This is a genomic window from Bradyrhizobium sp. Leo78 (genome assembly GCF_059512425.1).
In genome coordinates this window covers 79,431-105,733 of sequence record NZ_JCAMOT010000029.1, presented here as the reverse complement: position 1 = coordinate 105,733, position 26,303 = coordinate 79,431, and the positions used below count along the sequence as shown (strand labels likewise).

The following is a 26,303-nucleotide window of genomic DNA, read 5'->3' as shown; positions in this document are numbered from 1 at the left end:
AATCCGACGGCGGAATGGGTTGCACGTCAAATCACGGAGGCATTTCCTTGGGATGAGGCTCCGCACTACCTCATCCGTGATCGCGACCGGATCTATGGCAGCGTCGTCACGCGCCGATTGCGCGCCATGGGCGTCCGGGACAAGCCTACCGCACCAGCCTCGCCTTGGCAGAATGGCTTTGCCGAACGGCTGATCGGATCGATCCGGCGTGAGTGTTTGGACCACGTCATTGTTTTGGGCGAGGCGCATCTGCGTCGAGTCCTGCAATTCTACGCCGACTATTACAATAACGTCAGAACGCATCGATCCTTGAACAAGGACGCGCCGATTTCTCGCCCGGTTCAGCGAACCGGTGCGATCAGTTCACGCCCCATCCTGGACGGACTTCATCACCACTACGCCCGAGCTTAAGTTTTCGGTACACACAGGTAAGTGCCGAAATCTGTCCGAATGCGTCCCGCTCGCTTGACGCGCAGGGCGTCAAGATTGAAATTATCCCTTCAGTGAAGTTGCGCGGGTAGCGTCGTGGAAGATTTCTACAGGGGCTTCGCGCAGCGGGCGCGCGATTTGGCCGAAAATGCGGACCCGTTCACCAGGCGGCGGCTGCTCGACCTGGCCCAACGATACGACCTGAAGAGCAGACCAGGATCCGGAGGCGGTCGGTCCATCCCGCCCCCGCGTGCGACGCCGCCCACCGTCCTGTTTTCCGGCTCCGGCGAAGCTTGACCAATCCATCCCGGTAACTTGGTCCGATCGCGGCCCGCGTCGGTTTTCCGTGTCTTCCAGCGACCGAGTCGACTGTTCACCGACTGTCTTAGTCGGTCCAGAGGCCACCTCACCGCCCACGCTTTGCATTCTATTGGGATGCTGATGTGACGCGTCCGGATCCGGGTCGCCGACCTGCCACTCGGCGGCACGAAGGTGGCACAGCGAGCAGGCTTCCGCGCGAATGGTGGCTCGAAAATCGAGCTGGCATTGAGACCCAGTTCACACGGGTCCGCGTCCCGTTCCTCTATGCTTTTGTCTCGCGTTCTTCAAAGGAGACAGATGATGGCCACCTTGGCGGGGGCGCTCTCGCGCGTCACCCGCGCGGAAACCGACGTCGAGGACCTGAAGGCCGTCGCAATCTTCTGCGGCACCGGTCTGCTGCTGTCCCTTGTAGTGGCCATGGCCTTCGGCCTCGCGCTTGGGCCCGAGCTGTTCTGAAGGAAAGCAGCCAGACGGACTTGCGGCCTCCTCGGGCATTCGATGCAGACGCTTCCTCACGCGTCACCCTATGCTTCCGCCAGCGGGCTTCCTGAGCCTGAGCGCATCCAGCACGCGCCATTTCGATCTCCTCCACTTTCTCGTCGTGCTCCCGCTTCGCCTCGAGGGCTACCTCCGCTTACCCTCTGTCGCGACCTGCACGCCTGTTCGTCCGTGAGCCTCCTGACGTCGCTCGGCCTCCCGCCGAGCGTTGTTCCTTCCGGTCGCGCCTTGCCCGCGAGCCTTCTCATCGACCTTGCTCAGCCCGTTCGCAGCGTCAGCCTGACGTTTCTTGAGGCGCCGCAGCCATCTCCGCGAGTCCCGGTCGGTCGGCAGACCGGCGCGCTCGGTAAAACAACCTCGCGATCCGACCCGCCGCCGGCGCATGACCCCGGGTGCGCAATCGCCGCACGGACGATCTCGGGGGCGCCGGTCTCCTGCGCGGCGCCTGATGGGGATTTGACGTCGCAGCGAAGGCCCCATTCGACCTCAACCGCAAGCTCAGACCACGACGCGTCAGTCCGAGCCGGTGGCGCAAAGAGACGCTTACCCATCCGTCAGGCCCTTCGTTTTTCATGGAGCCGGGAGTTAATCTGCGACATCAGGATCGGCCCAAGAGAAAACTCTCCAACTTCCGCTTTCCGCGTCAGCCCGCGCAAGTAGCCGCCGGCTGACCTAATCGCGGTCCCGCGCTGCAGGATACAGGCGACGACGACCGCCGCTTGCATTTCACCCAGGACGGTTTGCGCCTCCTCCCAGGCGCTAGGACTGATCCCAAGCATGGATCGAACGACCGCCGCCGTCGCCAAGAAATCGCGCCAGTTCGAAATCCCACCCTTGGCATAGTCGACGATGTCCGGGCACGCACTCAAGACCATTCCTAACGGATACGCCGCTTCCCCGACTCGCGATGGTTGAGGTTTTGGCTCAGCTCCCGCCGCCCTGCCTTCTGGAAGGCTAGGTTCAAGATCAATAGGTGAGTCTGGATTTGAATTCTGTATGTGGCGCTCAGAATGGGACTCATTGGCGCCCGGATTCCTGGATTTGACATGTGCTTCCAGAAGATTGAGGACGTCGTCAGCTAGTTGCGACAACTCGTCAGCGATCGGCTCGAGCTCTTGGCGGGTCGCAGTGCGCGGAATCTGAGCGACCATTGCGCGGAAGGCGGCATGCACTTCCTGCCAATCGGCCGGCCCCTGCCCTGCCCTTCGCGTTGGAACGCCTTCCTCGATGCCGGTTGCAATCATCTTCGCGATGTCGCGCCGGCACAGCGTGATCCGTTCCCGCACCAGCTTGAGTGCACGGGCCTCGGCTTCGATATCAGCCGCCAGGCTCTCGAATTCTTCCGAGCGCACGACGAGCGGTGACAGATCGAAGCCGAAGGCGAGCTCGATTTCGCCAGCATCGTCCTTCCGCGCATAGCGCTTGCCATTTGGACTGTCGCGCCGAACGATCAGCCCCGCATCGACCAGCACAGCGAGGTGGCGTCGCAGTGTCGATGCCGGCATGCCGTGCGCCCGCCGACTGAGCTGATGGTTCGACGGGAAGACGATCAGATCATCCTCTCCTGTGAGCGCAGTCTCAGGATGGAAGGTCAGGAGCGCGTTCAATACCGAGAGGGAGCGCTCCGACACGCCTAGGCGCGGCCGTGCCGTGCAGATGGCGTGGAAGACCTTCCATTTGTGCACGATCTTTTCGGGACGGCGTTCTGTTGCGACCATTTGGCTTGCCACATGGGCAAGCGTCAACGATCGCCGCCCGAAGGGCGTCGTTGGAGAATGTGACTGCATGTCTTTGCCTCAGCTGGGCAAAGGAAACCTGCTCGCCGAAACGACGATAAAATCGCGTAGAAACTCTTGACTGCGATTCGCGAAAGTGATTCTCTGTCAGTCGCCAAACTTGAAGAGAAGGGCTTCCGGAACTCCGTTTCGGGGGCCTTTTTCTTTTGCCTTGTCTGCTCCTAGTTGGTGTTTACGGGACGAGGCCGTCAAGCCTCGGTAGTTTCCTGACCGCCGCTCGTTTTGGAAAAGGCGTCGAACAGCGCCGGGAGTTGGTCGACAAGAAATGCTGCAAATGTCGCCGAGACATTCTTGTCGAGGGTAAGCTTCAATTCGCGCTCGGCCTGACGCACGTGCGCAATCTTATCGCCGGATGCGGAAAAGACCGGCTTCTCTTCCGAACCCTTCGATGTCCCCGCAGAAGATGGACGGCTTGCCGCTGTGAATGCTGCAAGAAATCGGGCGTCGGTTTCTCGCTCCGCAAATTTCGGTTCAGCGATCGCCGCTCTGACACGTTTGAGCGCCGCGGCATCCTTGATCAATTCAGCGAATGACTGCCACCGGCCGCGGCCAACTTTCGGAGCCTTGCCGATTGCTTGAACAACTTCGGCTGGAACCGATCGAGCGACAGCAAGGAGTTTTGAGGCCTCTGCCCGATCAATCGACAACGCATCCTGCGCGATTGCTCGGCTATGCCCGGCATCTTCGATATGCATCGCGAAGGTGGCGCGCTCAATGAAGCTCAGATCTTCGCGTTGTGCGTTCTCGAGTCCTTGCGCCACGACCAGCGCTTCATCTGACAACGCGCGCAGGATCGCTTTGACCGGAATGCCCAGTTCGCGTGTGGCGCGGACGCGGCGATGACCATACGCACTCTGGTAGCGCCCTTTTGCTTCAGGATGCTCCCGAACGAGAATGGGTACCTCTTGACCACGCTGTGCGATCGACTGCTTAAGTGACTCGAACGAGCTATCATCCTGGTCGCGAAACCGGTCGGCTAGCGGCGACGGATCGATAAGCGAGGGGTCGATTTCAAGGATCACAGCCCCGGATGCAATTTTGTCGCGCAGCTCCTCGTTCTCTTTTTCGACTTCGGAAAAAGAGTCTTTCAACGAGCGGACCGAGCCGGACGAGACCCGCGGCAGGGCACCGGGCATGTTGTCAGCTGACAACGCAGTTGATTGCGGGGCCGTGAAAAGGCTCTTGATAGTGTCAGTACGTTTGCTCATCGCCCCCACACCTTCTTGAGAAGTTGCGCGATTTCGGCATTGACCGCGTCGACCGATTCCAACGCCCGGTCGTAGGCGCCCCGCCCTACGGCACCGCGCTCCAGCTCATAAAGTGACTGCTTGGTGAGACCAGCATTGGCGATCGCGGTCGATTTCCACACCGTGGCCTGGAGCACATCCGATCCAAAAAGGGTCCGGAGGAGCGCCACAATTTGAGCTTCGGGCACGTCATTGGGATCGTGACGCGTGATGACATACCGGATGAAATCGTGATCGAGTCGCCCGCCAGCCTCCTCGATGACCGACATGAGGTCCGACGTCATGAGGAGAAATTGGCTCATGGATGCGACATCGACCATCTGAGGATGGATGGTCACGAGCATCGCGGTCGCCGCGTTTAGCGCGCCCATCGTCAAGTAACCAAGTTGGGGTGGGCAGTCGATGACGACGACGTCATAGTCGTCGGCGACCTGGTCGATGGCGCTGGCGACACGGCGAAAGAAGAGGTCGTGTCCGCGTTCACGCCGCTCGACCATTGCTCGAGGCGTGGTGTGCTCGAACTCCATAAGCTCGAGATTGCCTGGCACGAGACCTATCCCGTCGAAATAGCTCGGCCGAACGACCTCGCGCATTGGCCGCCGGTGTTCGTCATATCGTATGGCGCCGTAGAGGGTTTCGTTCGCCGCGATGTCAAATTCGGGTTGGTAGCCGAACATTGCTGACAGGGAAGCCTGCGGATCGAGGTCAATCGCGAGGACCCGAAAGCCGGCAAGGGCGAGGTATTGCGAAAGATACAAGGCCGTCGTTGTCTTGGCAGAGCCGCCTTTGAAGTTCGCGACGGTGATGATTTGGAGCTTGTCACCAGGGCGGCGGCGCGGGAGAAATTCCAGTGCTTCTCGCGGCCGAGCGGTGGCGAGATACCCGCGCAACTCATGAATCTGGGCCAAGGTATAAGATCGGCGTCCGCCAAGGCCCGTCGCTGGGGTCGGTCCCAGTCCGTCGAGAGAGAGCTGCCGAAGGTACCCATCGGACACACCCGCAATTCGCGCAACCTCCCCTGAGGTGAACGACCGAAGCGATTTGCTTGCTGAAGGCGGGAATAGCGTCGTCGCGAGCGAGCGAAGCTGGCCGGAAAGAATGCCGGCATGCCGAGAGATCCGCGCAGACGCAGTCTCGCTCATCGTAACCGAATCTTCCGCTAGGATCGCCATTTGCCTTCTCAAGACGGTTTCTACGCGTCAGACGCCTAATCTCCGTCTTGAGAGATGGCCACGATTCTATGATTTGAGCAAGAAATAAAGGGTTAACGAGTTCTTAACGCTCGATGGCATGCCCAACAGCGAGCAGCGGCTTTTTGGACGCATCGCGATGTTGTTGTCAGTTGACAACAACAGCCCCAGCCGGTAGAGCCTTTACTATAGCGTGAGTCGGCTGGGCTGCGCGGGTCCCCGAGCGTCATTTTGTACCTCACCACTTGCTTCACCGATCGGTGTTGCTATCGTACGGATGCGCCGACGCCTCCGTCCTGCGCAGCAAAACCCCCTCGTTTCTGGCGTCCAGGTCGGCGCGCACTGCCGTTTGACGAGCGGTTGATCCATGCCGCGCGGGCGTCGCTATTCCCCGTTTCCCAGCAGGTCGTTGCCCCGGAGGATCGCATTCCTCAGAACGTACTGTGGGCTCGCACCCGATGCCGAGGGCCGAAGGCCGCACCAAAAGCGCCCTCCCCGTCTCGTTGAAGCGCCGGAGCTGGATGGCGAACGGCGGGAAGTGTTCGCTAGCTCGAGCGGCACGCTGGGCTATCTATCGCGGTGTGGATCGACGCGCCACTGCGGCCCTAAGCTGGGCCGCCGCTTGCCAAGGCAACAGCGAGCCCACACGGTCGCAGGTCTCCGCCAATAAGCCGAACGAACAAGCGTCGAATAATCGACCGAGTGCATTCCGGGTCATTCGCGCTTGCTGTTGCGCTGCCGGCTATGCCGAGCCCCGAACCACCAGCCGCAAGGCCGACCAACACCTAGCGCTGCGGGGGCCCCTCCTCATCGGCGGCACATGCGATCTGTTTCGGCGAAGGAAGCCAATGCCAAGTCGGGCCACCACCTTAACCGGCACGGCCGTGCGGCGGATCGACCTCGCGCCGGGCCGGATCCAATCTTAACGCCTGGCGTCCGGATACCCCAGATACCATCGCGAGCCTTCGAGTTCGAGGCGCGCACGCCGCATCGGATCCCTTCCTGGACGAGACGTTTCGATCGCAGGGGGACGTCGTCCCATCGGGGACGCCGCACAAATTGTTGTCAGCTGACAACATCCCCCTTAGTCCGGACCCGCCCAACGGGCTGGCGGCGTCGTGGTCGGGCAGGCGGAGGCACCGCCGGATCTTGGATGATCACGGTCGGCATCGGGGGTCGAGCCATGACCGTGGATCGTCGGGAAGAACCAGCCGAAGAGCAGGCTGAGCTCACGCCTCGATCCGGCCTGTCAGGAAGTTGATCCTCAGCATCCAGCGTCGGAACGCCACTCCATCGGCGGGCAGCAAGGCGGATCTACAATCCAATCTCGCGGAGTTGGGTAACGCCGAATGCGGCCGATCGGGAGGCGGAAAGTCGCCTCGCACTCCGGTGCTAGGTAGTAACCTGCCGCTGGAGCCCTGTTGTCAGCTGACAACAAGCGCCTAGGCCTACTATGGAATGGATGTTGTCAGCTGACAACACTCTGTGCCTTCCAGCCGCCGACGCGCGCCCTTCCAATCCTCGTCGACCCACGCCCTGATGAATTCAGGAGCTGGGACCAGGTTGTCCCCGGCCCGAGTCCGGTCGAGGTCATGGCGTGTGGTCTTGATGGGAAACAAGGCCCGAAGGCGAGAAGGTGGCATTCATAGAATGCTAACCATAGAAATCTCCGGCCTCCGTGCGCTTTACGACCTTCTCCATCCGATTTCGCGAGAATACCCGGCCTTCACGCGGTGTATCCGGAATGTTATATAAGGATACACGATACGCGCTAGAGGAGCGCCGCATGGCCTTCCATATCAAGAATCCGGAGACTGACGCGCTGGCCCGCAGGGTCGCGGCGCTGAAGAAAATCGGGCTGACCGAGGCCGTGCACACGGCACTCGCCCATGAACTCGAGCGCGAGCAGGGCAAGCCGTCATTAGTCGACCTGGGCGTCCAGTTTTGTCGCGATTTGAAGGCAAAGGGCAATCCGCAGAGCGGCAAGCCTGCTGACAAGGCGTTCCGCGACAGCCTGTACGAGGATTCCTGATGTTCATCGACGCTTCGGCGCTCACCGCGATGCTGACCGACGAAGACGAGGCGCGCGAGTTGCTGGCGCGCGTGCAGCAAAGCACAACCCGGCTGACCTCGCCGCTGGCTGTGTGGGAGGCGGCGATTGCCATCGCCCGCGTGCTCGATCTGCCGATCGCCGCGGCGGCCGAAGCGGTCGAGAGCTATCTCGCACTGATGGAAATCAAAATGGTGAACGTGGCGCCCGAAACAGCCCGCATCGCGCTCGACGCCTTCGACCGCTTCGGCAAGGGCCGACACCCGGCGCGGCTCAATTTCGGGGACTGTTTCGCCTACGCCTGCGCTCGATATCTTGGGGAACCGTTAATGTTCAAGGGCGCCGATTTTCCGCAGACCGACATCGAGGCGGCCTGACAAGTGCTACTATCGGAGCGAGCCTCAGTGTGGCAGAAGTAATGAACGCCGATTCGCGGCGAAGCCACCGAACCGAGGCGAGGAAGGCAGCCCGATAGCCGTGACGACAGTCGATCTGATCCACGAGGACATCTGAGCGCTGACGGGGCCGACGGCCTCCGGAAGAGGGCAGGGGAGCTGCCAGCGGCGCATCTTCTCGGCGGTTTGGCGCCGACCGGCGGCTAGCCCGGCTTGAGGTCGCCAGAGCTCGTTGATTTGCGAGGCGAATCCAATCCTGGACGGTCCGGAACCGACATCGCTATGACGGAAGCGAAACCCGCGTTAGCTTCCGTTTCGCTGGTTCCCATTAAGGTTATCAGGACCTTGCTGCCCACCTACAAAATCCCCGATCCGCTGCCCTGGGCCCAGCTCGTCGGGCCGCTCGCCGCCGCCGAGGATGCTGTGGCCCGCTTCGACGAGCGGCTGGCCAAAAGCCCAATCCGCGACGGCGCAATCAGCCGGACACACTTCACCGATGCCTGCGCCAGTCTGTGGCTGGACGGCGAACTTGTCCACCTCGATGACCTCGTTCTCCACGACGCCGGCATGGACGTTCGCGCTCCAACCCATGAGCTGACTCGCGCCCACGCCGTGCTGCGCGCCCGTCGGCGCATCGCCGAGGCGAAGCCCGATTGGGCGCTGTCAGCTACCGGACTCGCCAACCTGCGCGGCAGGGGCGAGCGAGAAGAGGAGACAGGCAATCGGAAGGAAGGCGAGGGAAATTTTGAGGTCGGCGACGACGCCGAGCGGGAGGAGGCGGGTCTCGAATTGCCCCTCGGTGTCCATGAGACCGATCCCCATCTGGCCGCCGCTTTCGACGCGGTCGACGCAGCGAACGCCAGGGCGGAGCGCAGGCTTGCCGACCAGACTCGGTTTCGGCCGGATCGGGATTCTCTCATCTACGATCCCGACTGGGATGAGGAGGGACGCCTCGATCACTGGCGCGATGTGGTCAACCAGACTCGCGGCTTGCCGCCGACCCTGGCGGGGGCGATTGCCGCCGACGCCTGGGGTGAGATCGAACCGCTCGAGCACGCGCCTTGGCTCGGCCGCCTGCTCGCCGCGGCATTGTTGAGGGACCGCGGCAAAACGCGCTCGCATCTGCCGTGCCTGCATGCCGGACTGAAAAGCATTCCGCGTGAGCGGCGGCGGCCACGCGACGCCGCGGCGCGTTTGGTCGTGCAACTCGAGGCCATGACTGCCGCCGCCGAGTCTGGCCGCAAGGACCACGACCGCTGGCTGATGACCAGAAATCTGCTCGCCCGAAAACTTGCCGGCCGTCGCGCCACTTCAAAACTGCCGGCTCTCCTCGACTACGTGCTGACGAGGCCGATCGTCTCGGCGGGCATGATCGCGGCGGAACTCGGGATCACTCCCCGAGCTGCCCAAAACCTGGTGGCCGAGCTCGGGCTGCGCGAGGCGACCGGGCGGGGACGCTACCGGGCGTGGGGCGTCCTGTAGAGGCGAAAGTCCGTGCTGTGAACGCTCGGCAGAAAGGCCGTCTCGTCCAGATGAAAAAGGCACCAACAAAAATGCCGCGCGGTTGAAATCCGGCGCAGCGGCCGTTTCCAGCGCCCGAAGGTGTGACGAAAGCTCCGGTCACGCTTGAGACGCTGACCGAGGCCTTTATTCAAGCGGAGTGCGCGCGGGGGACGAAGGCTTAGTTTGATATTACTTATCGTAGCCGACTACGATAGAAGCATCAAACCGAAACCTGCGGGACCTTAGAATAGTCCGTATTATCGTAGCACGGCTACGATACACCGGGATAAGCTGAACAAGCTCTATACCCATCTGGCGCCCGGGACGCCGCTGACCTCCGATGAGTTCGCCGCCCTCGGGATCTCAGCCGACTTGCCGTCCATTATGTCCGTGCCGGCTAATTACAATGGCTGGCCCGCGGCGTGTATTGCCGGCCGAACGATCCGCCCGCCTTGCACCCGAGCCTCGTCCTGCTGCAGCGGAGCTTCGAAGGATTGCATGTCGGCGGCAAGTCCGCGCTCGACTGGCACGGCATACGGCACTACCTGTCCCAACGGCCTGTCCTCCACGTCTATGGCTGGAAAGCGGGACGGCTTCCGGAGTGGTTCACCGAGCATTTCCCAGCCGGGTACCACCGCAAGCGACTCTTCAAGGAAGAGCCCGGAGCGCAGCTTCATGTCGCCCTTCGAGAACCGCAAGGGCGGCCCACTCGTCTCGGCGCCGGAACGCGCATTGCTGGAGGTGCTAAGCGAAGTCGGTGTCCGGCAGCCGCTGCACCAGCGTCAAGACCGTCCGCCTGTGCTCGCAACTCGGCCGCGAACTTGCCCAGCCCTAGGCCAGCAAGCTCGATCCGTCTCAGTTGCCCAAGGGCAGCGACAGTGCCTGGGTGTCACGCTCCGGTGATGGGCTCCTGGTGCTGAAGCCTTGAACCAAGTCTACCTAGACAGCGCACGGTTGCTGACACGCGTGGCGCCGCTGGTGCTCGTCGACGATACGTTCGCACCCAAGGGCAGCACGGCGATCAACCTGTTCGTGCGCGACATGCCGCGGCTGTCGGTCAATCTGGTGTTTCCCTTCCAATGCGCGCGAGACGCTCCAGGCGAATCTCGAAATCCGGATGGCGTCGCTCGAAGACGTGTATGGGCGGCAAGCTGGTCGCAGCGATGGACCGGCAGCATCCCTGCGATCTGTACAACGTCATGCAGCTTCGTGCGCAGAAGGGTTGGGAAGTCGGAAGGCGTTCGGCGCGCTCCGCCGCTCGCAAAAAGGATCCAGCTGGTCGCATGATACAGTACGGAGCCCGCCTCAATCGTCGTTGGTAAGTTCGTCGGGCCACATCTGCGCGCCATGGAGCACGCGCAAGGTGCGAACGGTATCACCATCAACCAGGTACGCCGCAAACATAAGTTGTACGCGGAATGACCAACTTGCGCGTGCCAGCGACACGCCCCGGCCGGCCGCTATCCGGAAAGTCGAGCAGGCGCCCCGCGGCATTGGCAATCTGTTCATCGACATGAACAGCGGCACGAGGATTCTCGGCCTCGATCTAGCTGAAAATGCCGTCGCGATCGGACAACGCGAAGCACGACCAGACGAGTTTCACCGTTCCTGCTCCGGTGCTTTTCGAAGCGCAGCGGCACGGCGTTGTGCGAAATGCGCTTCGACCTCGGAATCATCGATATCGGGCCACGTGTCGGCCAACGCCTGGCGCACCTTCTCACGAAACCAGGTATCGTAAGCTTGGCTGTTGCTCACGAGTTCCAGCGGAAGCATCCCTTCATTGGCCGTGCGCGTCAGCAGGATCCGCACGGCATCGGATACCGTGAGACCCATGTTTTCCAGAACCGCAGTGGCCTTTTCCTTCACGTCCGCATCGATGCGCGTTTGGACCAAGGCATTCGAAGCCATAGCGACCTCCTTATTCACAGCTGAATGTAATACATTTGAATGACATGCACCAGAGACTGCCACGGACCCGTGACCCGCGGCTGTGACAGCGGCCAAACGGCCCCGCCTTTCGGCGGGGCCGTTGCCGCGGGCCCTCAATCCCGATTCGGGCGGGACCAGATGAGCTGGAGGCCGTCCTGGCCCTCCACCTCGATCAGGGTGGCATGATCGGAGCCGGGAAGCTCGGATCGTCCAGCTTGACCGAGAGGTAATCGCGCTCGGTGTCCCTGGCGATCTTCTGCCAAGCCGCTCCCAGCTCTACATTGCCGGCGAAGATGCGGAAGTGCAGTCCCTTGTCGGAGGGGTTCTCGACCCGAACCAGCTTGGCGGTGGCATTGAGAGCGAGGGTGCGAAGCGGATCTTCCTGCCAGGGCCAAACAGCCGCACTGTAATTATTAGCTCCCTTGATCGTCGGCGCAGTGAGCGGCCCAGTGAGGTCCGGCCTGAACGTTTGGTTACTTTGCTAGGCCTCAGGGATCGATTATCAACCGTCGCTCCTCAACAGCGGCGCTGAGATAGAGATGGACTGGCTGGGTTTTCTGGGTTTTCTGAAGCTTGTGCTGTCAGTCGGTACGGTAGTTTGCACCTGTTTGGCTGGGATCAATTGGGCCAGATCGGCGTCAGTGAAAATCCCCAACCTGACTGCAGGCACGAACTGGGACGGCAGCGGACCGTACCCGGAGGCGCTCAAGCAGCAGGGTCGACTCAATGCTCGAGCAGCCTTCTGGGCGTGCTTCGCAGCAGCCTTCCAGGCCGCCGTGTTCATCTGGGAAACTGTGGCCGGTCTTCTATCGCCCCACTGATGCAATCACGAGGAGCGCTGCTAGAGAAGATCGCATAGGCAACCATGCCTGGTCGTTTCTGGTGCGAAACGTGCAGTAACGCCTGCTCACGCAGACGAGCCGGGCTTGACATCCGTACGGTCTCCATCGCGGGACTCTCCTCACGATGATCATCAAGCGGATCGACTTTACCCTCTCAAGGCTGAAACAGGGGTTCGATTGACGTACGGCAGCATCGGATTCACTGACCCAGCTGACCACGCTGGCTTGGTAGACAGCGTCCGCATATGTGGGCCTCAAAGGCGCCGGACGCCACTTGGCTGCCATGCTGTGATCGGCCGTATGAACGTAACGTCCGGCCAGAAGTTCGATCATCCGACTTCCATCAAAATAGACGTAGTCCTTTGCGAGAATCCTGGTTAGTGCGCGGCGCGGTCCAATCTGGATTGTTCGCTTTCATGCTGGGGAATTCGACATTGCCACTTGGCTATGGCCGGCCATTTGTCCGGCAACTGTGACCGGGCAAATCGCGTGGCTTTTCACGGTCGGAACGCGGGGACTTCTGGAGCGATACTTATTGCACGTTTAGTTTACAATGATCCGGTCATTGGAGGCGAGCAATGGATTTCGGTGGGGGCGCCAAGAGAGATATTGCCGTCCATGAGGCCGGCCATGCCGTTGCCCGCGTTCTGTCGATAGGTCGCGTAGGCATCACCAATGAAAACGCGATCCGGTGGATCGAAATGGAGGAGGGCACTCCACACTGCTCCGTGTTCGAGCTGCCCCTTAATATGCCCGGGCTTAAGGAGTTCGGGGAGCGCGAAGGCATCAGGGAAGGCACCCGGCGGACGGTGGAGCAATGGCGCAAGCTATTTTCGTATATGGGCATCGATCCACTGGAATGGGCGAGCGTGCGAGTTTTTGAGCTTACCGCCGGGGCGGCGGCACAAGCAAAATTTATAGACGCTTCCTTTCATTTGGTTTGGCATGATTACGGGTGCAGCGATGACCGTCAGAACGTCATCGAGACTTGTCAAAGGATCGGCTTGAACGGATCAGAGGCAACAAGGCTCTTCGCAGAGCAAGCTGAACAAGCATGCATCGCAATGGATAACACCGACGTGTGGCGCGCGGTGCTAGCTTAGCGCTGCGAATGCGGCGCCTCGATGCGGCTCGCGAAGGAGCCACGGGTCGGCAGGTCCTGACGCTGCCGCTTCTCGCCGCACGCCTTGCCGGTGGCTTCGTTTCGCCAGCCTCGCACGAGGTCTTGTACCTGGCTATCAGGCAGGCGCTCGAGGCGGGCGGATACGAGGACATTGGCAAGGTTTCCGAACTGCCGGGGATGCCCGCGGCTGCGCTATCGGCGCTCCGGGACTGGTGGGACATGGAGGCCCCGGCTTCTTTGCCCGACAATGCCCGCCTTAGGGACTTTGTGTTGCTCGAACGCCGCGTCCGAGAGGAACTGCCGTCTGGAATGCTGACGCCTCCCGATTTGGTCAAAGCTGCCTTGGCGCGACTTCGTTTCGCTCCCAAGGTACTCGGCGCCGTCACTATTCAAGACGTCGCCAATATCCAGGCCGTTTGGTATCCGCTCATCCAAGCGCTCTGCGATGTCGTGCCGGTGCGATGGATTGCATCGCAGCACAGCCGGCGCGACTGGTTCTCTGGGGACACCCAAACGCGTCCTTCCGGCACAGCATTGCTTGGCTCCGCAGATCTCTGTGCCGATCCGCGAAACGAAGTGCGGGAATCATTGCGTTGGGCGCGCGCGCTTGTGGCAGACGGAAAAGCCGCGCCCCACGAGGTCGCCATTTCGGCTGCCTCGCCGTCGGCTTGGGACGATGCGTTTCTGGTTCTCTCGTGCGAGGCAGGGATGCCCGTCCATTTCACGCACGGCATTCCGGCGCTGGCGACCCGTGAAGGGCAGGCCTGCGCTGCACTCGCGGACATCCTTCTACGCGGGCTGTCTCAGGAACGCGTGAGGCTCCTATTTGCCCGGCTGCCGCGCGGCCCAGCCAAGGATAACTTGCCCAGCGACTGGGCTAAAGGCTTGCGACGAAGCGCGGCGCTGACCAGTCCGACGCTTTGGCGGCATGCTCTGGAGCAAACTCGAGACGAACGGGCAAATGGTGACCTTGCGGAACGGATCTTGTTGCCGATTCTCGAAGACTTGGCCGGCGGGATTGCGTTGGCAGAGGGAGTAGGTCGCCGTCTTTTGAAGGGGCAGGCGCTGAGCCTGTGGCGGGATGCTTTGCGCATGGCGCCCCCGCAGGCAATCGAGCTCTCCTTGCAGGCTCTTCGCGTTGCCGACGGACGCGAGCCGGGAAATTCTATCGCGTGGGGACCCGCCCGTCACGTGGCCGCGGCCCCGCGCGCACATGTTCGCCTCGTCGGGCTGGATGCGAACGCGTGGCCCAGACGGTCGAACGAGAACCCGTTGCTACCGCAACACCTGCTTGGGCAATTGCGACTTCCGTCCGCCGAAGCAGCAGAAACGGACCGGATGATGCATGACATCATCGTCGGCCAATCGACCAACTACTCGCTGTCACGTGCCTATAGGAGTGCGACTGGACCCTCAGCCCCTCGCTCTCAACCATCGCGCTTTCGGCGAGCTCGTTCACGCTCTTATTGCGGGCGTGTTGCGGAATGGCGCGCCAAAAAATACTGATGAGATTGAGATCGCCCTAGATCGAGAGGCGGCCCGTCTTACCGAAAGCTGGCTAATCACCAGAGCCGTTCCACCGGGCCTTCTCTGGCGTCATACAATGGAGATGGCACGCGAGAGAGCGCTGCGAGGACTCAAAGATGCAATCGATGAACCGCGAGGTAGGAGCTGGACCGAGCTTTCGTTTGGCGAACCCGATAACGGACCTCATCCGTGGACCACACTCTCGCCGGTCCAGATCGGAAAGACCGGAATTGTCTTCCGTGGACGAATTGATCGCCTTGACGAAGACGCGGCACGCGGCGCGGCAGTCGTCACGGACTATAAAGTTGGGACGGCGCCCGAGCGGAAGAAGCCAGTCGTGTTCGATCGTGGCGCAGAACTCCAGCGTGTCTTTTACGGCCTCGCCGTGCGGTCTCTCCTTGCTGATGTTCGGAGCGTGAGCTCGCAGCTGACTTATCTAAAGCACGACCCGGCGCGGACGTTAAGCCTTACGAACGAGGAACTTGAGAAGGCGATTGACCAGGCGGTCGCATTCACGGCCTCAGGCGTTCAGATGCAACGCAATGGCCAAATTGCGCCAGGACCTGCGCCTGTCTTCTTTGATCCGCTTGCTATCGCCCTGCCAGCCGAGCTCGATTTTTACCGTCGCGTAAAGCGTCGTCTATTTGCTGGAGCGAACAGCGCGCTAGACAAGCTTTGGAGTAGCCCGTGAGCGTGCCTGACCTCGATGCCCGCAGACGCGCGCTCACTGATTTTGAGACCAACATGCTGGTCGAGGCTGCGGCTGGCACTGGCAAGACGTCATTGATGGCCGCGCGCGTCGCGATGATGATCGCAAGCGGGATTGATCCTTCAAAGATTGCAGCGATCACCTTCACTGAACCGGCGGCGAGCGAGCTGGAGGCGCGGATACGCTGGACGGTCGAGGAGCTTCGCCACGGAAGGACGCCGCCCGCACTCGCCGGAATTATCTCACTGCCGTTAGACTCAGCAGAGCGCGCGCATCTTGATGAGGCAGCACCACGCATCGGAGAAATCACTGCCACGACCATCCACGGGTTTTGCCAAGGAATTCTTCGTTCGCACGGGATAGACGTGGGCCTCGATCCTGGTTCGCGTGTTGTGGACGCGATCATTGCCAATGCACTCTTTGACGAAGTGCTCGCGAATTGGCTGAAGGAGAGGCTGGTCCCTGACGAAACAGACGGCGGTCCCATCGGTGTCCTCGCCAAGGATGACCCGTTGGGGGTGGTCGAGCGGGTCCGCGAACTTGCCATCCTCCGGCGAGAGCATCGCAGCGCGACCGTGCCGGCGCCGGATTTCTCAACTCGCCCGGACAAAACTTTCGCGGAAGCCGTCTCTGCATTTGCCCGCTGGCATGTCGCGGGACCAGGAGATCCGTGGACGGCAGGTCTCATCGTGGATCTTGAACGCCTTTCTTCGTTCTTCGCAGGCGATCACGCCACCGCGGGCTTTTCCGCGTTGTGGCGCCTGACCCAGCCGCCCCGTATCGGCATGATGCGGCAAAGAAGCATCGACTTGCTGGCTTATGACAGGATGCGCGCTTGGAAGCAGAGTCTTGGCGAGACGGATGGACTGCGTCGCGCTAATGAGGCGGTCGAACACTTCGAGACGGTTCGCGCCGCGTATCGAACGTTGATTGGCTGCATTGCGCAAGGTCTGGCGCATGAACTGGCTGCGCATCTGACAGGGGTGATCGAGGCCTACGACCGGCGCAAGCGAGAGGCGGCCGTTCTCGATTTCGATGACTTGCTACGTCAGGCGCGGGCGCTTGTCTGCGAGAACCCCGATATTCGCGCTTGGCTCGCTGGCCGGTATGCCTACCTGCTGGTCGATGAATTCCAGGATACTGATCCCGTGCAGGCGGAGATCGTTTTCTGCCTCGCTGCGCGCTCGCAGCCAGCGACTTGGAGCAGCGCAAGCTTGCGCCCTGGAGCGCTCTTTTTGGTAGGAGACCCCAAACAGGCGATCTATCGATTTCGCGGTGCTGACATTGAGTCTTACGCTCTCGCGAAGTCCGTACTTGGAAAGGCCGGCAACGGCTGCGTGCTTTCTATCACCGCGAATTTCAGATCCCGGCCGGACGTCATCACGCACGTCAACCACGTCTTCAGCGACGTTCTTGGAAAGGCGGGACAACCGGGTTTCGTCCCGCTCGCACCGACCCTTACGCTGCCGCCACTGCCTATCAGTGCGGCGGCGAAGCTGACGATCGATGTGCCGCGTGATGCCAATGCGGAGGAACAGCGCGAAGCGGAGGCGGAAGCTGTTGCCAGGCTGTGCGCGCGCCTGATCGGCGCCCTGAAAATCCATCATCCGGATGGAACTGAGCGATACTTGCGCGCAGGCGACATAGCGTTGCTTGCCCCTACACACACCGATCTCTGGCGTTACGAACGGGCCCTCGAAGCGCAACGCATCGCGGTCGCCTCCCAGGCAGGTCACGCGCTCTTCCGGCGCCAGGAGCTTCAGGACATGCTCGTCCTGGTTCGTGCGCTGTCGGACCCGCTCGACACTCTGGCTTTCGGCGCGCTCATGCGAGGTCCCGTTGTCGGACTCACCGATGAAGACCTGCTTGATATTACGGCGGCTCTCTCGCCCGACCAAGATGGGCGCCGGCGCTTCCAGTTGCGGACCTCAGCGGACGAAATAGTCAACCCCCTCGCAAAGGATGTTCTGTTGAAGCTCCAGGCGCTGCATCGCCTTGCCGCCGAACTCACGCCGATGCAGCTCGTCGCTTTCGCAATCGAGCGCCTGAACCTGAGAGTGATCATGGCGGCTCGGCATGGCCAGCGCAACGCGCGCGCGCTCGCGAACCTCGATGCCATCGTCGAGCTCGCCAGACCCTACAATGTTGCCGGGTTGCGCGCCTTCGCGCTCGATCTCCAGCGCGGATGGCAGAGCAAGCGCCGGCATCCGGAAGGGAGAGTCGACGCGTCCGAGGACTCGGTGGAGATCGTCACCATGCACAGCGCCAAGGGGCTGGAATGGCCCGTGGTGATCACCGTGAACTCGTCGACGCAGTTCAAGCCCCAGGATCAGTTCGTCTATAGGCAGTCAGACGATACAATTCACTGGATCGTCGGAGGGATCGAGCCGCCCGAACTGGCTACCGCCCGTGAAGAGGAGGAATTTCGCGAAGCGCGGCAGCGCGAGCGGCTCTGGTATGTCGCAACTACGCGTGCCCGAGATCTCTTGGTGATCCCTGATCTGCCCGGCGCTCCCTCGCGATCGTGGTCGCGGGTGATGGATCTGGGGCAGAAGCGACTTTTCGAGATCCGAGCTGACGCGTTGCCCGAGCCTGTTATGAGCGCTTCGCAACCCATGGCCAACGATCAGACAGTGGCGGTATTTGCGGCAGAAAGCCAGCGACTGGCCGCCGCTTCGCCGCCGATCGTATGGGACCGTCCGAGCGACCGCGATGCTGATCGTAGCGCCGACCTTGTTGATGCATTCGTAGTCGATCCGGCGACTGACGTGACGGCGCGGATTGTAGGAGCGGGCGCCCTCCGAGGTACGATCCTGCACAAGCTTATGGAAGAGCTACTCACGGGGGAACTTGAGCAATTTCGTGAAGAGGCGACCCTTCGCGCGACCGAGCTGCTTGCTCAACTGCAATCCGATGATGCGACGGATGCCGCAAGTCCCGACGCTATCGAGATGGCCGAGACGGCGCTGAGCACATTGGCCCTGCCGGAACTCGCGCCCTTCATCGCGAAACTGGTGCCCGAAGTCCCGCTCTGGACAGCAAATCCGCCGCGTTTTCTTGCGGGTCGTGCGGATGCAGCCGCAATCGAGGGAGAGCGCATCACACTCGTCGTCGACTGGAAGTCAGACGTGAATCCCGCGGCGACGACACACAGTGCGCATGTCGCGCAACTGCGCGACTATCTGCGTGTCACGGGTGCCGAGCGGGGCGCCATCGTCTACATGTCGGCGGCGCAAGTGTCTTGGGTCGAACCGCTGTAGCCCCGATTTACCAGGGCGGGTTGAGGATTGGCGACGGCGAGCATACCAAGACCCGGCGCGATCCACGGGTCATCGCGACGTAGAGATTGCGCGCGTTGAGAGCGCCGGCATTGAGCACGACCGAGATGTCGGCTTCGAGGCCTTTCAAGAGCAGGGTGCTTCCGACCGAACGCTTCGCAGGCGGCCGTCCGATGAGCCGCGAGTACTCTCGGATCGTCACAGTCGCTTCTCGAAACGATGGTCCCTCCGGAGAGGTTGCAAGTTGAAGAGCGCGCTGTGCGGCTGCCAGAACTGCGGGACGGTAGCAGCGGACTCCGCCGGCGCGGTTGATGGTGGTGAGTAGATCCGCGACATCTGCAAGCGACCGCGAATTGTCAAATCTTACGGCCACTTGCTCGATGGCCGTGAGAGCCCGCCCGAGTTTACCGGCGTGTGCGGCTGCAACAGACTTGACCAGGTCGCTTGCTGAAAAAGAGCTCATCAAATTTTCTGCAAAGCCGGCCACGACCGAGAGCGCGTCTGGTCTGGCAAGGTCGAGGGCACTGCCAAACTCCGTGAGATCGCGCAGGTCCACAGCCTCGACGGTGACGGCTCCTTCGACTTGCCGCGCGAAACGACGTTGCCCCCTGGGGTCCGTACTGTCGCCGATAATCAAAACCTTCGTGTCGCCCGGTGCGGCGACCGAAGCCGCGGCCAGCCGCAAGGCATCGTCCTGGCGGCCATCGAGTTGAACCCACTGCACACTGCCCGGTGCGGTCCGAAGATCGATAGGTTTTCCTGCTGCAAGGTCGGGTCTTATCGATAGCAGCCACTGACCCAGATCGTGCGCGCCTGCGTTGTTCCACCTCCACGGCGTGGTAAGTTCTCCCGCTTTCGGGAAGAACGCTAGTACGTCCTTCTGCCAATCCGCCAACTCGTCGGCGCCGAATCCAAAAATGGCCTGAAAAGAATCCCCGACAATGGCGGTGGCTAGACTCTGAGCTAACCACGTAACCAGGGCGTGCTGGCGGATCGAACAGTCCTGATACTCATCTACATATAGTTGCGCGAAACTGGCGGCGAGAATGTCATTGAGGTGGCCGGCGGCCACGAGGCGCGTTGCCGTGTCACGGATTGCCTCATAGTTCGGCCGGGCGCCGGTGACGATGCGCGGATCATGCCCCGCTCGCTGAGGAAAGGTCGAAATAAGCCTGATGGCAAAGCCGTCCAGTGTTGCTGCGCGGTAGGCGCTCGGCTTTACGCTCGCCTTTTCAAGTCGGCCGCGAAGTGCGGCAACGCCAGCGTTGGTGTGAGTCAGCACCAGGATGGGCTTTGACCCGTCATGTCTCGCAAGAGCATCCGTGATCAGCTGGGTCTTGCCGCAGCCGGCTGGCGCTATCACCAGTCCACGCCCAATCGTGCGCAGGTCGATGTCAGCGGCCGCCATCTTCGACCCAGTCCAGAACACCGTCCATCACGTCGGTGAGACTGTCATCAGTCTCGCTATAGGCGGGGCCGACGATAGTCCGGCCCGCCGTTTCCATCGTGCTGATGGTCTTTAGCCATCCAAAGCGCGCCGCTGCATTTCCGAGAAGCGTTCGCGTATCGAGGCCAAGGCCATCTATCAATGCCTCGCTTTCCACATCCTTCAGGCTCGCCGCGTTGTTCGAAATCGTTTGGATATGCGCTTCAATCAACGCGCGTTCCTTCACCTCGATGGTGAGATCCAGAAGATCAGCAGCGGAGCCGTCCGGAAGTGCGGCGAACAATTCCTGTTCCAGTGCTCGCCCGCCGCCCCATGCAAACACGCTGCCGCCCCTAGCAATGAATGTAGCTTCCTGCTCCGCTGGGGCAGGCTTGTCGCTGTCTCGCAGGATAGCCGTCCGGTAACCCAGAGACTGCAGAGCGATCGCGCGGCTGAAGGTTTCGTCGCCGTTGCCGTTGACCAGGGCTGCGCCGTTTGCTGCGAGCGATTTTTCGCCAAGGCTAGTGAAATGCTGATCTAGGCCGCGCAACAGGCCGATTTCGCTTCCGCCCTCGCATACCACGATGGATGAGGCAAGCAATGCATGGGCGTGGGCCCGGATCGTGCCCTGTACGTCCCCGGCATCGCTCGCGCGGCGGACCGTATGCTGCTCGTCATTCTTGCGGACGATATGAAGCTGGTGTGCACTCAGCTCGGTGACGGCAATTGGTGAATGGCTCGTTGCAAAGACCTGCAGGGGCGGCACCTCTTCCTTGGCTCCCAGTGCGCCGAGCAAGCGGATGATCCGGTGCGGCTCAAGTCCATATTCCAGCTCGTCGATCAGAAACGTCGTCGCCTTTTCGGCCGCCTTCCGCTGCAGGGCAGCAATCAGCAGCCGCGAAGAACCAAGTCCGAGAGCGCGCAACGGCACTCCATCACCGTCATGCAGCGAGATCGTGCCGCCGGTGAACGTGACAGAACCGGCATCGATCAGCGCCTGCACAGCCTTTCCGACCGGTACGCCCATATTACTTGCAGCGACCGTAACGATCTTGAGCGGTTCCGCCAGCTCTTCGAGCTCTTTCTTGTCGAAGGCGTCGCGCATCTCGCGGGCTGCCCGTGTCAGCTCCTTTGATGCGTTGGCCTTGCCGTCGCTGAGCTTTGTCAGTACGGATCCTCGCCGCCAAGTCAGATGTGTGTCCCCGGTGACGCCAAGCCTCGCCGGAGCGATGCGCGTGCGGTCGGCCCAGTTGAGATTACGTGTCCGACCTGCAGCCTGGGCACGCGGCGAGACGAGCGTCCATTCTGGTTCGAGGTCGTCCTGCACTGTGAGCTGGAGCGTCAGGGCGGTTTCGAGCCCGGCGCCGGGCTCCGGCTCCACGAGCCCGGTGTCCGCATCGAAGCCCACGAGGAAGTCACCATAGGCATCGATGTTCTTCAGAGGGTCATCGAGGTCACCAAGAGTCAGCGCGATGCGGATCGGTCGGTCGAAATCAATGGCGTGGAAATCCGCGTCAGTGAACGACAGCGATCGGCGCGCGCCGAGGCAAAGATCGATTGCATCAAGGATCGTCGACTTGCCGCTGTCGCCCGGTCCGACCAGGCAATTGATGCCCGGACCAGGCAGCCAGCGAAGGGCTTTCACCGCCCGAAAGTTCTCAATTTCAACCACACGGATAAGAGCCATGCTGCGTTCTCCTTCCGATCGTGCGTCGCCGGAAGCATCCACCGAACGGGGAGAATTCCGCAGCTCTTGGTCAATTCAGCGCCAGCCCTACGACCTGGCTGGACTTGACTTACAATGCAAATGCATTACATCGGAAGGTGTGATGATGCAAGGAGTCAGTTATGGCCAAAACGGCTGAAATCCTCGAAATCCCCGCCACCATCACCGAGCGCGGCCAGACGACTGTGCCGGCCGCTATCCGTAAGATGCTGGCGCTCGGCAAGCGTGACAAGGTCGTGTTCCGTGGTCTCGCCGACGGCACTGTCGTCATCGCGAAGAAGCCGAGGCGTGAAACTGACGCTGACCCTGTGATCGGCACGTTCCTCGAATTCCTGGCACGTGACATGGCTCACGAGCCAGCACGAATTCGATCGGTGCCGAAGTCGCTGGTTACGCGCGGCAAGGGGTTGGTCCGGGGTGTCAAGGTCGATCTCGACGCAGCGCTCCCGGATGACGAAGGGTGAGCGACGACACCATCGAAATCAATGGTTGGAAAATCTATGCGCACCCGCTGTTCCTCGATCAACTCGAGGCGATGATCGAAAAGGTCGAGCAAGCGCGCAAAAAGGATCCGAAAAGCTATAAAAAGAAGCGCGCCGCAAAGCTCCTTGCGGCGGTGCTGAAGGTCGCTTTCGAGGATATTCCCAGCGATCCGACTCGGGACACCTACCGTCAGGGTTCGACGTTGGGCGGTGAATACAAGCGCTGGTTCCGTGCAAAGTTTTTGCAGCAGTTCCGCCTGTTTTTTCGGTACCAACAATCAGCCGGTGGCAACGTCATCATCCTGGCCTGGGTCAACGATGACTCAACGTTGCGCGCCTACGAGAGCGCCAACGACGCCTACGCCGTATTTCGGAAGATGCTGAAGCGCGGCAACCCTCCGGACGACTGGACGAAACTTAGCGAAACCGCTCGATCACCTGACGCAATGCGACGTGTTCGGAACGCAGCAGAGTCGAAGAAATAGTAGCTTCGGATTCTCAACTTTCACGCAAGCGACGAAGCCAGTGAACGATAAGTCGCGTAAAAGGATGCCTCACTGCAATTGATGGCGACGTCATGGATCCGTTGGCTGTATTGTCGAAAATTGGCCACGCCTTCTTCGCCCGCGATGGCGTTAGGCTTGCATTTGGCAAGCGCTGGGATGGACAGATCATCCACATTTCGCAGGCGTCGCGCGGCTCGGCATGTGGCTGTCAGTGTCCGGCCAGAAATTGCGGCCGAAAGCTCGTCGCGCGAAAACCTGACAGTGACATCGCTCACCACTTCGCGCATGCGCCACTCACAGCGGCGGAGCGGGCTTCAGGTATCGCCCCGAGCTGCAAACACGGCAATATGACGGCGCTTCACCATTACGCAGAGCAACTGCTCAATAGCCGAAAAAGCCTCGTTCTTCCTCCCGTGCAGGCCACGTATGGCGCACGCACAAGGACAATTCGCCAAGCAAAACCCTTCGTCTTTGACTCAGCTATGCTGGAGACCATGGATGGCGAAACCATCCCGGACGTAATCCTGCAAAAAGGCGATGATCGAATGCAGGTAGAGGTCTACGTGACGCATCGCTGTGGCCCGGAGAAACGGGCCAAGATCGCGGGTGCGGGCATCTCGGCAGTCGAAATTGATCTGTCCGCGCTGTCACGAGACACGACGATAGCCGGCCTCGATGAGGCAATTCTAACATCGGCTCCGCGCGAATGGATCTACAATCGCAGGGTCGCTCTCGTTAGAAATGAACTGGAGCGAATAGCGAGACAGGAAGCAGCTGCCGCAGAGGAGAGGCGTCGAAACCAGATCGAAAAGGTCAAAGCAGCCTACGCTTCCGCGCGGCAAAGGGCATTAGGGTCTGACTGGCAGGACTCATCCCAGGTACGAGCTGTTGCTGCGGAGGGAGATGCCGAGCTCCTCGACGGACCTTCCGTGGGAGATGGATATTTCACGGTTCAGCCCAGGGTTTGGAAGGCGGGCATCCTCTGTGACATGGTACCGCGTTTCCTTGGCGTCACCCCACTCTCCGTGATCGGAGAATTCCGTACGCGCGGTTGGATAAATGAACAGTTCGCTAGCCGCAGCCAGAACGAGGAATCGCTTCTGGTAGACGCTAACCTTCCCAAGGGCGGTGCCGAACAGGCCGTGGTCAGATTCCTGCGGTCTCTTGCTGTCAAGGGAGTTGTCGAAGATACGGGCTGGGCGTGGAAGCAGACGCAGGGGCGATCCGCTGAATTGCATCAGCGCCGCATTGAGCAGGATCGTGCCGATCGAGAGGCTGCACAGCTGGCGGCGCGGCTAGCATCTCTGAAAGGTTTCGGTGAAAGCATAGCCCTCCTTGGATCCGATGTTGAGCGACAGGGCTTCGAAGTCGCATCCTGGATGGAGTATGCGCCGGATGGCCAGCAATCCTTGAAGCAAATCGCCATCAAGGGCGATGCCGCTTGGCAGGCATTGAAAGGAGCTCTCGCGACCACGCTTGCAGTTCTCAAAGACGAATCTGAGCAGGAGGCCGACGATCTTGGGCTTCCGGTTCGCGGCGCGCTTAAGACGATGCGTTCGATCCACGAAAGCCGGGCCGCTCAGCGCAAGGCCGAAGAGGAGGAAGCCGAGCGACTGCAGCGTTTGGAGCGGCTGAAGACAATTACGGCTCTTTCAATCTCGTGGATCGGCGATGCCCATTCGAATTGGCTAGAGGCACCACACTCGAACCTCGACGGGATGTCGCCGCGCGAAGCCGGCGCACTGTCTGGAGGGTATCTCGAAATTGCAACCCGTCTGCTGCGCAGCTTTCAAGCGGAGTTGATCAAGAAAGCGAAATGGGTAGATGAACTCGAGCGAGAAGCATCCAAACTGCTTCCGCGGCCCGACATGCTTCGCCTCTACATGACCGCCGGCGATCCAGAGCTGCCTGGCCTGGTCTCACCAACAGTTTACACAAAGGACGAGCAAACGATGCGGCAGTGTTTGGCGCTCTTGAGGCGTCGTTACGGCAAGCGGTAGTGTCAGTATACGCCTCGGCAAAGTCGGGTTGGGGTAGCGCATCGCGATCTTCAACGTCTATTCGTGTTCGATTGGCGTTGGTTTGATGTCATCCATCGAAGCCGTTGACCTCGGCTTCGACAACCTTCCGACGCAAACTTCCAGGTCATCCAGGCCTCGAACATTGAAGGTCATCTGCGGCACCCAATCGTGGCTCGCGTGCTGCACCCAGGAGAATTGCGACGTGTCGACAACTTGCCCCCAATCCGAAAGCGACGGCCATTCGGGCGTGCGATATCTACCCATCAAGACATATTCGATGCCCCCTCTCGCAAGCCGGTACTGGCTGCTTGTTAGGTTGGATGCGTGCGACAAGACGCAGATCCCGTGATGCAGATAGTGCATCGCGGCGGTGAGGCCGCGCTGAGGCCTTTCGCCGAGATCATTCTCGTCGACCAGGCCGTGCGTCAGGTCATTGCGCAGCCTGTTGAGCAGCTTCCAGTCTGTTTTGCGGTTCGGGTCGGCTTTCTCAGTGTCGACGGCGCCGTGCACAAACGCGCGCACTCCGACCAAGGTCGTCCGGTTGCGTACATACTCGTGTCCGCACTTCTCGCACGATCCCTTGATCTGCTCGGTCCCGTGCTTTTCGAAGCCGCCCATCGACGCGAGCGGTTTCTCGAGAACCTCGAGGCCAATGTAGGCCTCCTGGAAAGCGTCAATGTCGTCGACGTTCCCCGCGGCCGAGCGGTACCGCCGTGCAGCGCGGCGAAGGCGATGTCCGGATTCGAGCCCGTCCCAGTGCGCCAGAAGACCTCGCACGGCGTTCAGCTTTTCCCCCGAGATCTCCTCGTACCAATGCTTTAACGGCAACGGCATGAAAATCATGAACTCGCAGTTCTGCCCATCGCTTTCGTCAAATCGTGCGACCTGCAGCAACTCGCTGGGACCGAACGTCGTGCTGGAGACGACCGTGATCGCCGACAGAAAGTCCTCGATTAGTTCGAAGCCGGCACGGGCGGCTTCGAAGAGATCGAGATCGGGATCCGACAGGAACTCGATCGCGAGCGTAGTGCCTCCGAGCTCCTTGCGCTTGGCCAGATCCGAATGGGCGGGTTTGACCGCGATCCGGCAGGAGACGCCCTGGATGTCGAGTTCGTGGATGCCACCGCTGCCGATGTCGAGCGAAAGTGGCTGTCTCGCCAGTACACGGAATGTGGACACACGTTCTTCCGACTGGGCCTCGCTCGACTCTTCGTCTGCCATAGGATCTCCTGCTGAGCGATCTTGGAACGCCAACTCTTGACGAATTGGCGATCTCCGGAGTGATTCGCCTAAACGGTGCTGCGA

Annotated in this window: 23 protein-coding genes and 2 pseudogenes; 16 read left to right on the top strand and 9 right to left on the bottom strand. The window is 61.0% G+C overall.

Annotated elements, in window-relative coordinates:
* The 3 genes from AC5ZG1_RS30100 to AC5ZG1_RS30090 form a co-directional block, all read left to right on the top strand.
* A partial coding sequence (locus tag AC5ZG1_RS30100) for an integrase core domain-containing protein (protein WP_496134966.1) occupies window positions 1-411 on the top strand: 411 nt, incomplete at its 5' end.
* A gap of 114 nt (window positions 412-525) precedes the next feature.
* A complete protein-coding gene (locus AC5ZG1_RS30095; protein ID WP_080686878.1) occupies window positions 526-726 on the top strand; it encodes a hypothetical protein in 201 nt (66 codons plus the stop codon).
* 324 nt (window positions 727-1,050) lie between these two features.
* The gene (locus AC5ZG1_RS30090; protein WP_496134965.1) at window positions 1,051-1,206 is read left to right on the top strand and encodes a hypothetical protein; all 156 of its coding nucleotides are present in this window, start codon (window positions 1,051-1,053) and stop codon (window positions 1,204-1,206) included.
* Between the two features lie 596 nt (window positions 1,207-1,802).
* Here the strand turns inward: AC5ZG1_RS30090 and repC are convergent.
* The 3 genes from repC to repA form a co-directional block, all read right to left on the bottom strand.
* A complete protein-coding gene (gene repC, locus AC5ZG1_RS30085) occupies window positions 1,803-3,035 on the bottom strand; it encodes a plasmid replication protein RepC (protein ID WP_496134964.1) in 1,233 nt (410 codons plus the stop codon).
* A 197-nt stretch (window positions 3,036-3,232) separates the two neighbouring features.
* Complete coding sequence (gene repB, locus AC5ZG1_RS30080; RefSeq protein WP_496134963.1) at window positions 3,233-4,252, bottom strand: plasmid partitioning protein RepB; 1,020 nt, start codon at window positions 4,250-4,252, stop codon at window positions 3,233-3,235.
* On the bottom strand, window positions 4,249-5,463 hold the full coding sequence (repA, locus tag AC5ZG1_RS30075; protein ID WP_496134962.1) for a plasmid partitioning protein RepA: 1,215 nt from the start codon (window positions 5,461-5,463) through the stop codon (window positions 4,249-4,251). Before repA ends, repB begins: the two co-directional genes overlap by 4 nt.
* A gap of 1,804 nt (window positions 5,464-7,267) precedes the next feature.
* On the opposite strand from repA, the gene AC5ZG1_RS30070 reads away from it, so the two are divergent.
* From AC5ZG1_RS30070 to AC5ZG1_RS30050, 5 genes are all read left to right on the top strand, one after another.
* Window positions 7,268-7,513 (top strand): type II toxin-antitoxin system VapB family antitoxin, encoded by a 246-nt coding sequence (locus tag AC5ZG1_RS30070; RefSeq protein ID WP_061880551.1) that lies wholly within the window; start codon window positions 7,268-7,270, stop codon window positions 7,511-7,513.
* Complete coding sequence (locus AC5ZG1_RS30065; RefSeq protein ID WP_455997451.1) at window positions 7,513-7,908, top strand: type II toxin-antitoxin system VapC family toxin; 396 nt, start codon at window positions 7,513-7,515, stop codon at window positions 7,906-7,908. The genes AC5ZG1_RS30070 and AC5ZG1_RS30065 overlap by 1 nt, the downstream gene beginning before the upstream one ends.
* 300 nt (window positions 7,909-8,208) lie before the next feature.
* Window positions 8,209-9,408: an RHE_PE00001 family protein gene (locus tag AC5ZG1_RS30060; RefSeq protein WP_496134961.1), complete on the top strand. Its 1,200-nt coding sequence runs from the start codon at window positions 8,209-8,211 to the stop codon at window positions 9,406-9,408.
* 443 nt (window positions 9,409-9,851) lie between these two features.
* A complete protein-coding gene (locus AC5ZG1_RS30055; protein WP_496134960.1) occupies window positions 9,852-10,349 on the top strand; it encodes an AbiEi antitoxin N-terminal domain-containing protein in 498 nt (165 codons plus the stop codon).
* Between the two features lie 46 nt (window positions 10,350-10,395).
* Window positions 10,396-10,716, top strand: a complete 321-nt coding sequence (locus tag AC5ZG1_RS30050) for a hypothetical protein (RefSeq protein ID WP_496134959.1) — start codon at window positions 10,396-10,398, stop codon at window positions 10,714-10,716.
* An 18-nt stretch (window positions 10,717-10,734) separates the two neighbouring features.
* On the opposite strand, the pseudogene AC5ZG1_RS30045 reads toward AC5ZG1_RS30050, so the two are convergent.
* The 3 genes and pseudogenes from AC5ZG1_RS30045 to AC5ZG1_RS30035 form a co-directional block, all read right to left on the bottom strand.
* Window positions 10,735-10,975 (bottom strand): annotated as a pseudogene (locus AC5ZG1_RS30045) (type II toxin-antitoxin system RelE/ParE family toxin).
* Between the two features lie 53 nt (window positions 10,976-11,028).
* Window positions 11,029-11,337, bottom strand: coding sequence for a type II toxin-antitoxin system RelB/DinJ family antitoxin (locus AC5ZG1_RS30040; RefSeq protein WP_496134958.1), 309 nt, complete (start codon window positions 11,335-11,337; stop codon window positions 11,029-11,031).
* Window positions 11,338-11,471: 134 nt separating this feature from the next.
* A pseudogene (locus AC5ZG1_RS30035) lies at window positions 11,472-11,785 on the bottom strand (DUF736 domain-containing protein).
* Between the two features lie 112 nt (window positions 11,786-11,897).
* Here AC5ZG1_RS30035 and AC5ZG1_RS30030 point away from each other — a divergent pair.
* The 5 genes from AC5ZG1_RS30030 (at window position 11,898) to AC5ZG1_RS30010 (ending at window position 18,819) form a co-directional block, all read left to right on the top strand.
* The gene (locus AC5ZG1_RS30030) at window positions 11,898-12,179 is read left to right on the top strand and encodes a hypothetical protein (protein WP_496134957.1); all 282 of its coding nucleotides are present in this window, start codon (window positions 11,898-11,900) and stop codon (window positions 12,177-12,179) included.
* A gap of 599 nt (window positions 12,180-12,778) precedes the next feature.
* On the top strand, window positions 12,779-13,303 hold the full coding sequence (locus tag AC5ZG1_RS30025; RefSeq protein ID WP_496134956.1) for a hypothetical protein: 525 nt from the start codon (window positions 12,779-12,781) through the stop codon (window positions 13,301-13,303).
* Between the two features lie 8 nt (window positions 13,304-13,311).
* Window positions 13,312-14,829 (top strand): PD-(D/E)XK nuclease family protein, encoded by a 1,518-nt coding sequence (locus AC5ZG1_RS30020; protein ID WP_496134955.1) that lies wholly within the window; start codon window positions 13,312-13,314, stop codon window positions 14,827-14,829.
* On the top strand, window positions 14,711-15,541 hold the full coding sequence (locus AC5ZG1_RS30015; protein WP_496134954.1) for a PD-(D/E)XK nuclease family protein: 831 nt from the start codon (window positions 14,711-14,713) through the stop codon (window positions 15,539-15,541). Before AC5ZG1_RS30020 ends, AC5ZG1_RS30015 begins: the two co-directional genes overlap by 119 nt.
* Window positions 15,538-18,819 carry a UvrD-helicase domain-containing protein gene (locus AC5ZG1_RS30010; RefSeq protein WP_496134953.1) on the top strand — a complete coding sequence of 1,094 codons (3,282 nt, stop codon included), beginning with the start codon at window positions 15,538-15,540 and terminating at the stop codon, window positions 18,817-18,819. The genes AC5ZG1_RS30015 and AC5ZG1_RS30010 overlap by 4 nt, the downstream gene beginning before the upstream one ends.
* A gap of 7 nt (window positions 18,820-18,826) precedes the next feature.
* Here AC5ZG1_RS30010 and AC5ZG1_RS30005 read toward each other — a convergent pair whose 3' ends face one another.
* Both AC5ZG1_RS30005 and AC5ZG1_RS30000 read right to left on the bottom strand, forming a co-directional pair.
* Window positions 18,827-20,245: a UvrD-helicase domain-containing protein gene (locus tag AC5ZG1_RS30005; protein ID WP_496134952.1), complete on the bottom strand. Its 1,419-nt coding sequence runs from the start codon at window positions 20,243-20,245 to the stop codon at window positions 18,827-18,829.
* The gene (locus AC5ZG1_RS30000) at window positions 20,232-21,950 is read right to left on the bottom strand and encodes an ATP-dependent nuclease (RefSeq protein ID WP_496134951.1); all 1,719 of its coding nucleotides are present in this window, start codon (window positions 21,948-21,950) and stop codon (window positions 20,232-20,234) included. The genes AC5ZG1_RS30005 and AC5ZG1_RS30000 overlap by 14 nt, the downstream gene beginning before the upstream one ends.
* Before the next feature lie 161 nt (window positions 21,951-22,111).
* Between AC5ZG1_RS30000 and AC5ZG1_RS29995 the strand changes: the two genes are divergently transcribed.
* The 3 genes from AC5ZG1_RS29995 (at window position 22,112) to AC5ZG1_RS29985 (ending at window position 24,977) form a co-directional block, all read left to right on the top strand.
* The gene (locus tag AC5ZG1_RS29995) at window positions 22,112-22,453 is read left to right on the top strand and encodes a type II toxin-antitoxin system PrlF family antitoxin (RefSeq protein ID WP_496134950.1); all 342 of its coding nucleotides are present in this window, start codon (window positions 22,112-22,114) and stop codon (window positions 22,451-22,453) included.
* Window positions 22,450-22,956 carry a type II toxin-antitoxin system YhaV family toxin gene (locus tag AC5ZG1_RS29990; protein WP_496134949.1) on the top strand — a complete coding sequence of 169 codons (507 nt, stop codon included), beginning with the start codon at window positions 22,450-22,452 and terminating at the stop codon, window positions 22,954-22,956. Before AC5ZG1_RS29995 ends, AC5ZG1_RS29990 begins: the two co-directional genes overlap by 4 nt.
* Before the next feature lie 92 nt (window positions 22,957-23,048).
* On the top strand, window positions 23,049-24,977 hold the full coding sequence (locus tag AC5ZG1_RS29985) for a hypothetical protein (RefSeq protein ID WP_496134948.1): 1,929 nt from the start codon (window positions 23,049-23,051) through the stop codon (window positions 24,975-24,977).
* 57 nt (window positions 24,978-25,034) lie between these two features.
* Here AC5ZG1_RS29985 and AC5ZG1_RS29980 read toward each other — a convergent pair whose 3' ends face one another.
* Window positions 25,035-26,219 carry a hypothetical protein gene (locus AC5ZG1_RS29980; RefSeq protein ID WP_496134947.1) on the bottom strand — a complete coding sequence of 395 codons (1,185 nt, stop codon included), beginning with the start codon at window positions 26,217-26,219 and terminating at the stop codon, window positions 25,035-25,037.
* Window positions 26,220-26,303: the final 84 nt, after the last annotated feature.

Excerpts from the sequence above, each read along its gene's own strand:
- repC (WP_496134964.1), bottom strand. The coding sequence starts at position 3,035 with ATGCAGTCACATTCTCCAACGACGCCCTTCGGGCGGCGATCGTTGACG.
- AC5ZG1_RS30070 (WP_061880551.1), top strand. The coding sequence starts at position 7,268 with ATGGCCTTCCATATCAAGAATCCGGAGACTGACGCGCTGGCCCGCAGG.
- AC5ZG1_RS30030 (WP_496134957.1), top strand. The coding sequence starts at position 11,898 with ATGGACTGGCTGGGTTTTCTGGGTTTTCTGAAGCTTGTGCTGTCAGTC.
- AC5ZG1_RS30005 (WP_496134952.1), bottom strand. The coding sequence starts at position 20,245 with ATGGCGGCCGCTGACATCGACCTGCGCACGATTGGGCGTGGACTGGTG.
- AC5ZG1_RS29980 (WP_496134947.1), bottom strand. The coding sequence starts at position 26,219 with ATGGCAGACGAAGAGTCGAGCGAGGCCCAGTCGGAAGAACGTGTGTCC.
- AC5ZG1_RS30060 (WP_496134961.1), top strand. The coding sequence starts at position 8,209 with ATGACGGAAGCGAAACCCGCGTTAGCTTCCGTTTCGCTGGTTCCCATT.
- AC5ZG1_RS30020 (WP_496134955.1), top strand. The coding sequence starts at position 13,312 with ATGCGGCGCCTCGATGCGGCTCGCGAAGGAGCCACGGGTCGGCAGGTC.
- AC5ZG1_RS30090 (WP_496134965.1), top strand. The coding sequence starts at position 1,051 with ATGGCCACCTTGGCGGGGGCGCTCTCGCGCGTCACCCGCGCGGAAACC.
- AC5ZG1_RS30040 (WP_496134958.1), bottom strand. The coding sequence starts at position 11,337 with ATGGCTTCGAATGCCTTGGTCCAAACGCGCATCGATGCGGACGTGAAG.
- AC5ZG1_RS30025 (WP_496134956.1), top strand. The coding sequence starts at position 12,779 with ATGGATTTCGGTGGGGGCGCCAAGAGAGATATTGCCGTCCATGAGGCC.
- AC5ZG1_RS29995 (WP_496134950.1), top strand. The coding sequence starts at position 22,112 with ATGGCCAAAACGGCTGAAATCCTCGAAATCCCCGCCACCATCACCGAG.
- repB (WP_496134963.1), bottom strand. The coding sequence starts at position 4,252 with ATGAGCAAACGTACTGACACTATCAAGAGCCTTTTCACGGCCCCGCAA.
- AC5ZG1_RS30000 (WP_496134951.1), bottom strand. The coding sequence starts at position 21,950 with ATGGCTCTTATCCGTGTGGTTGAAATTGAGAACTTTCGGGCGGTGAAA.
- AC5ZG1_RS30065 (WP_455997451.1), top strand. The coding sequence starts at position 7,513 with ATGTTCATCGACGCTTCGGCGCTCACCGCGATGCTGACCGACGAAGAC.
- AC5ZG1_RS29985 (WP_496134948.1), top strand. The coding sequence starts at position 23,049 with ATGGATCCGTTGGCTGTATTGTCGAAAATTGGCCACGCCTTCTTCGCC.
- repA (WP_496134962.1), bottom strand. The coding sequence starts at position 5,463 with ATGGCGATCCTAGCGGAAGATTCGGTTACGATGAGCGAGACTGCGTCT.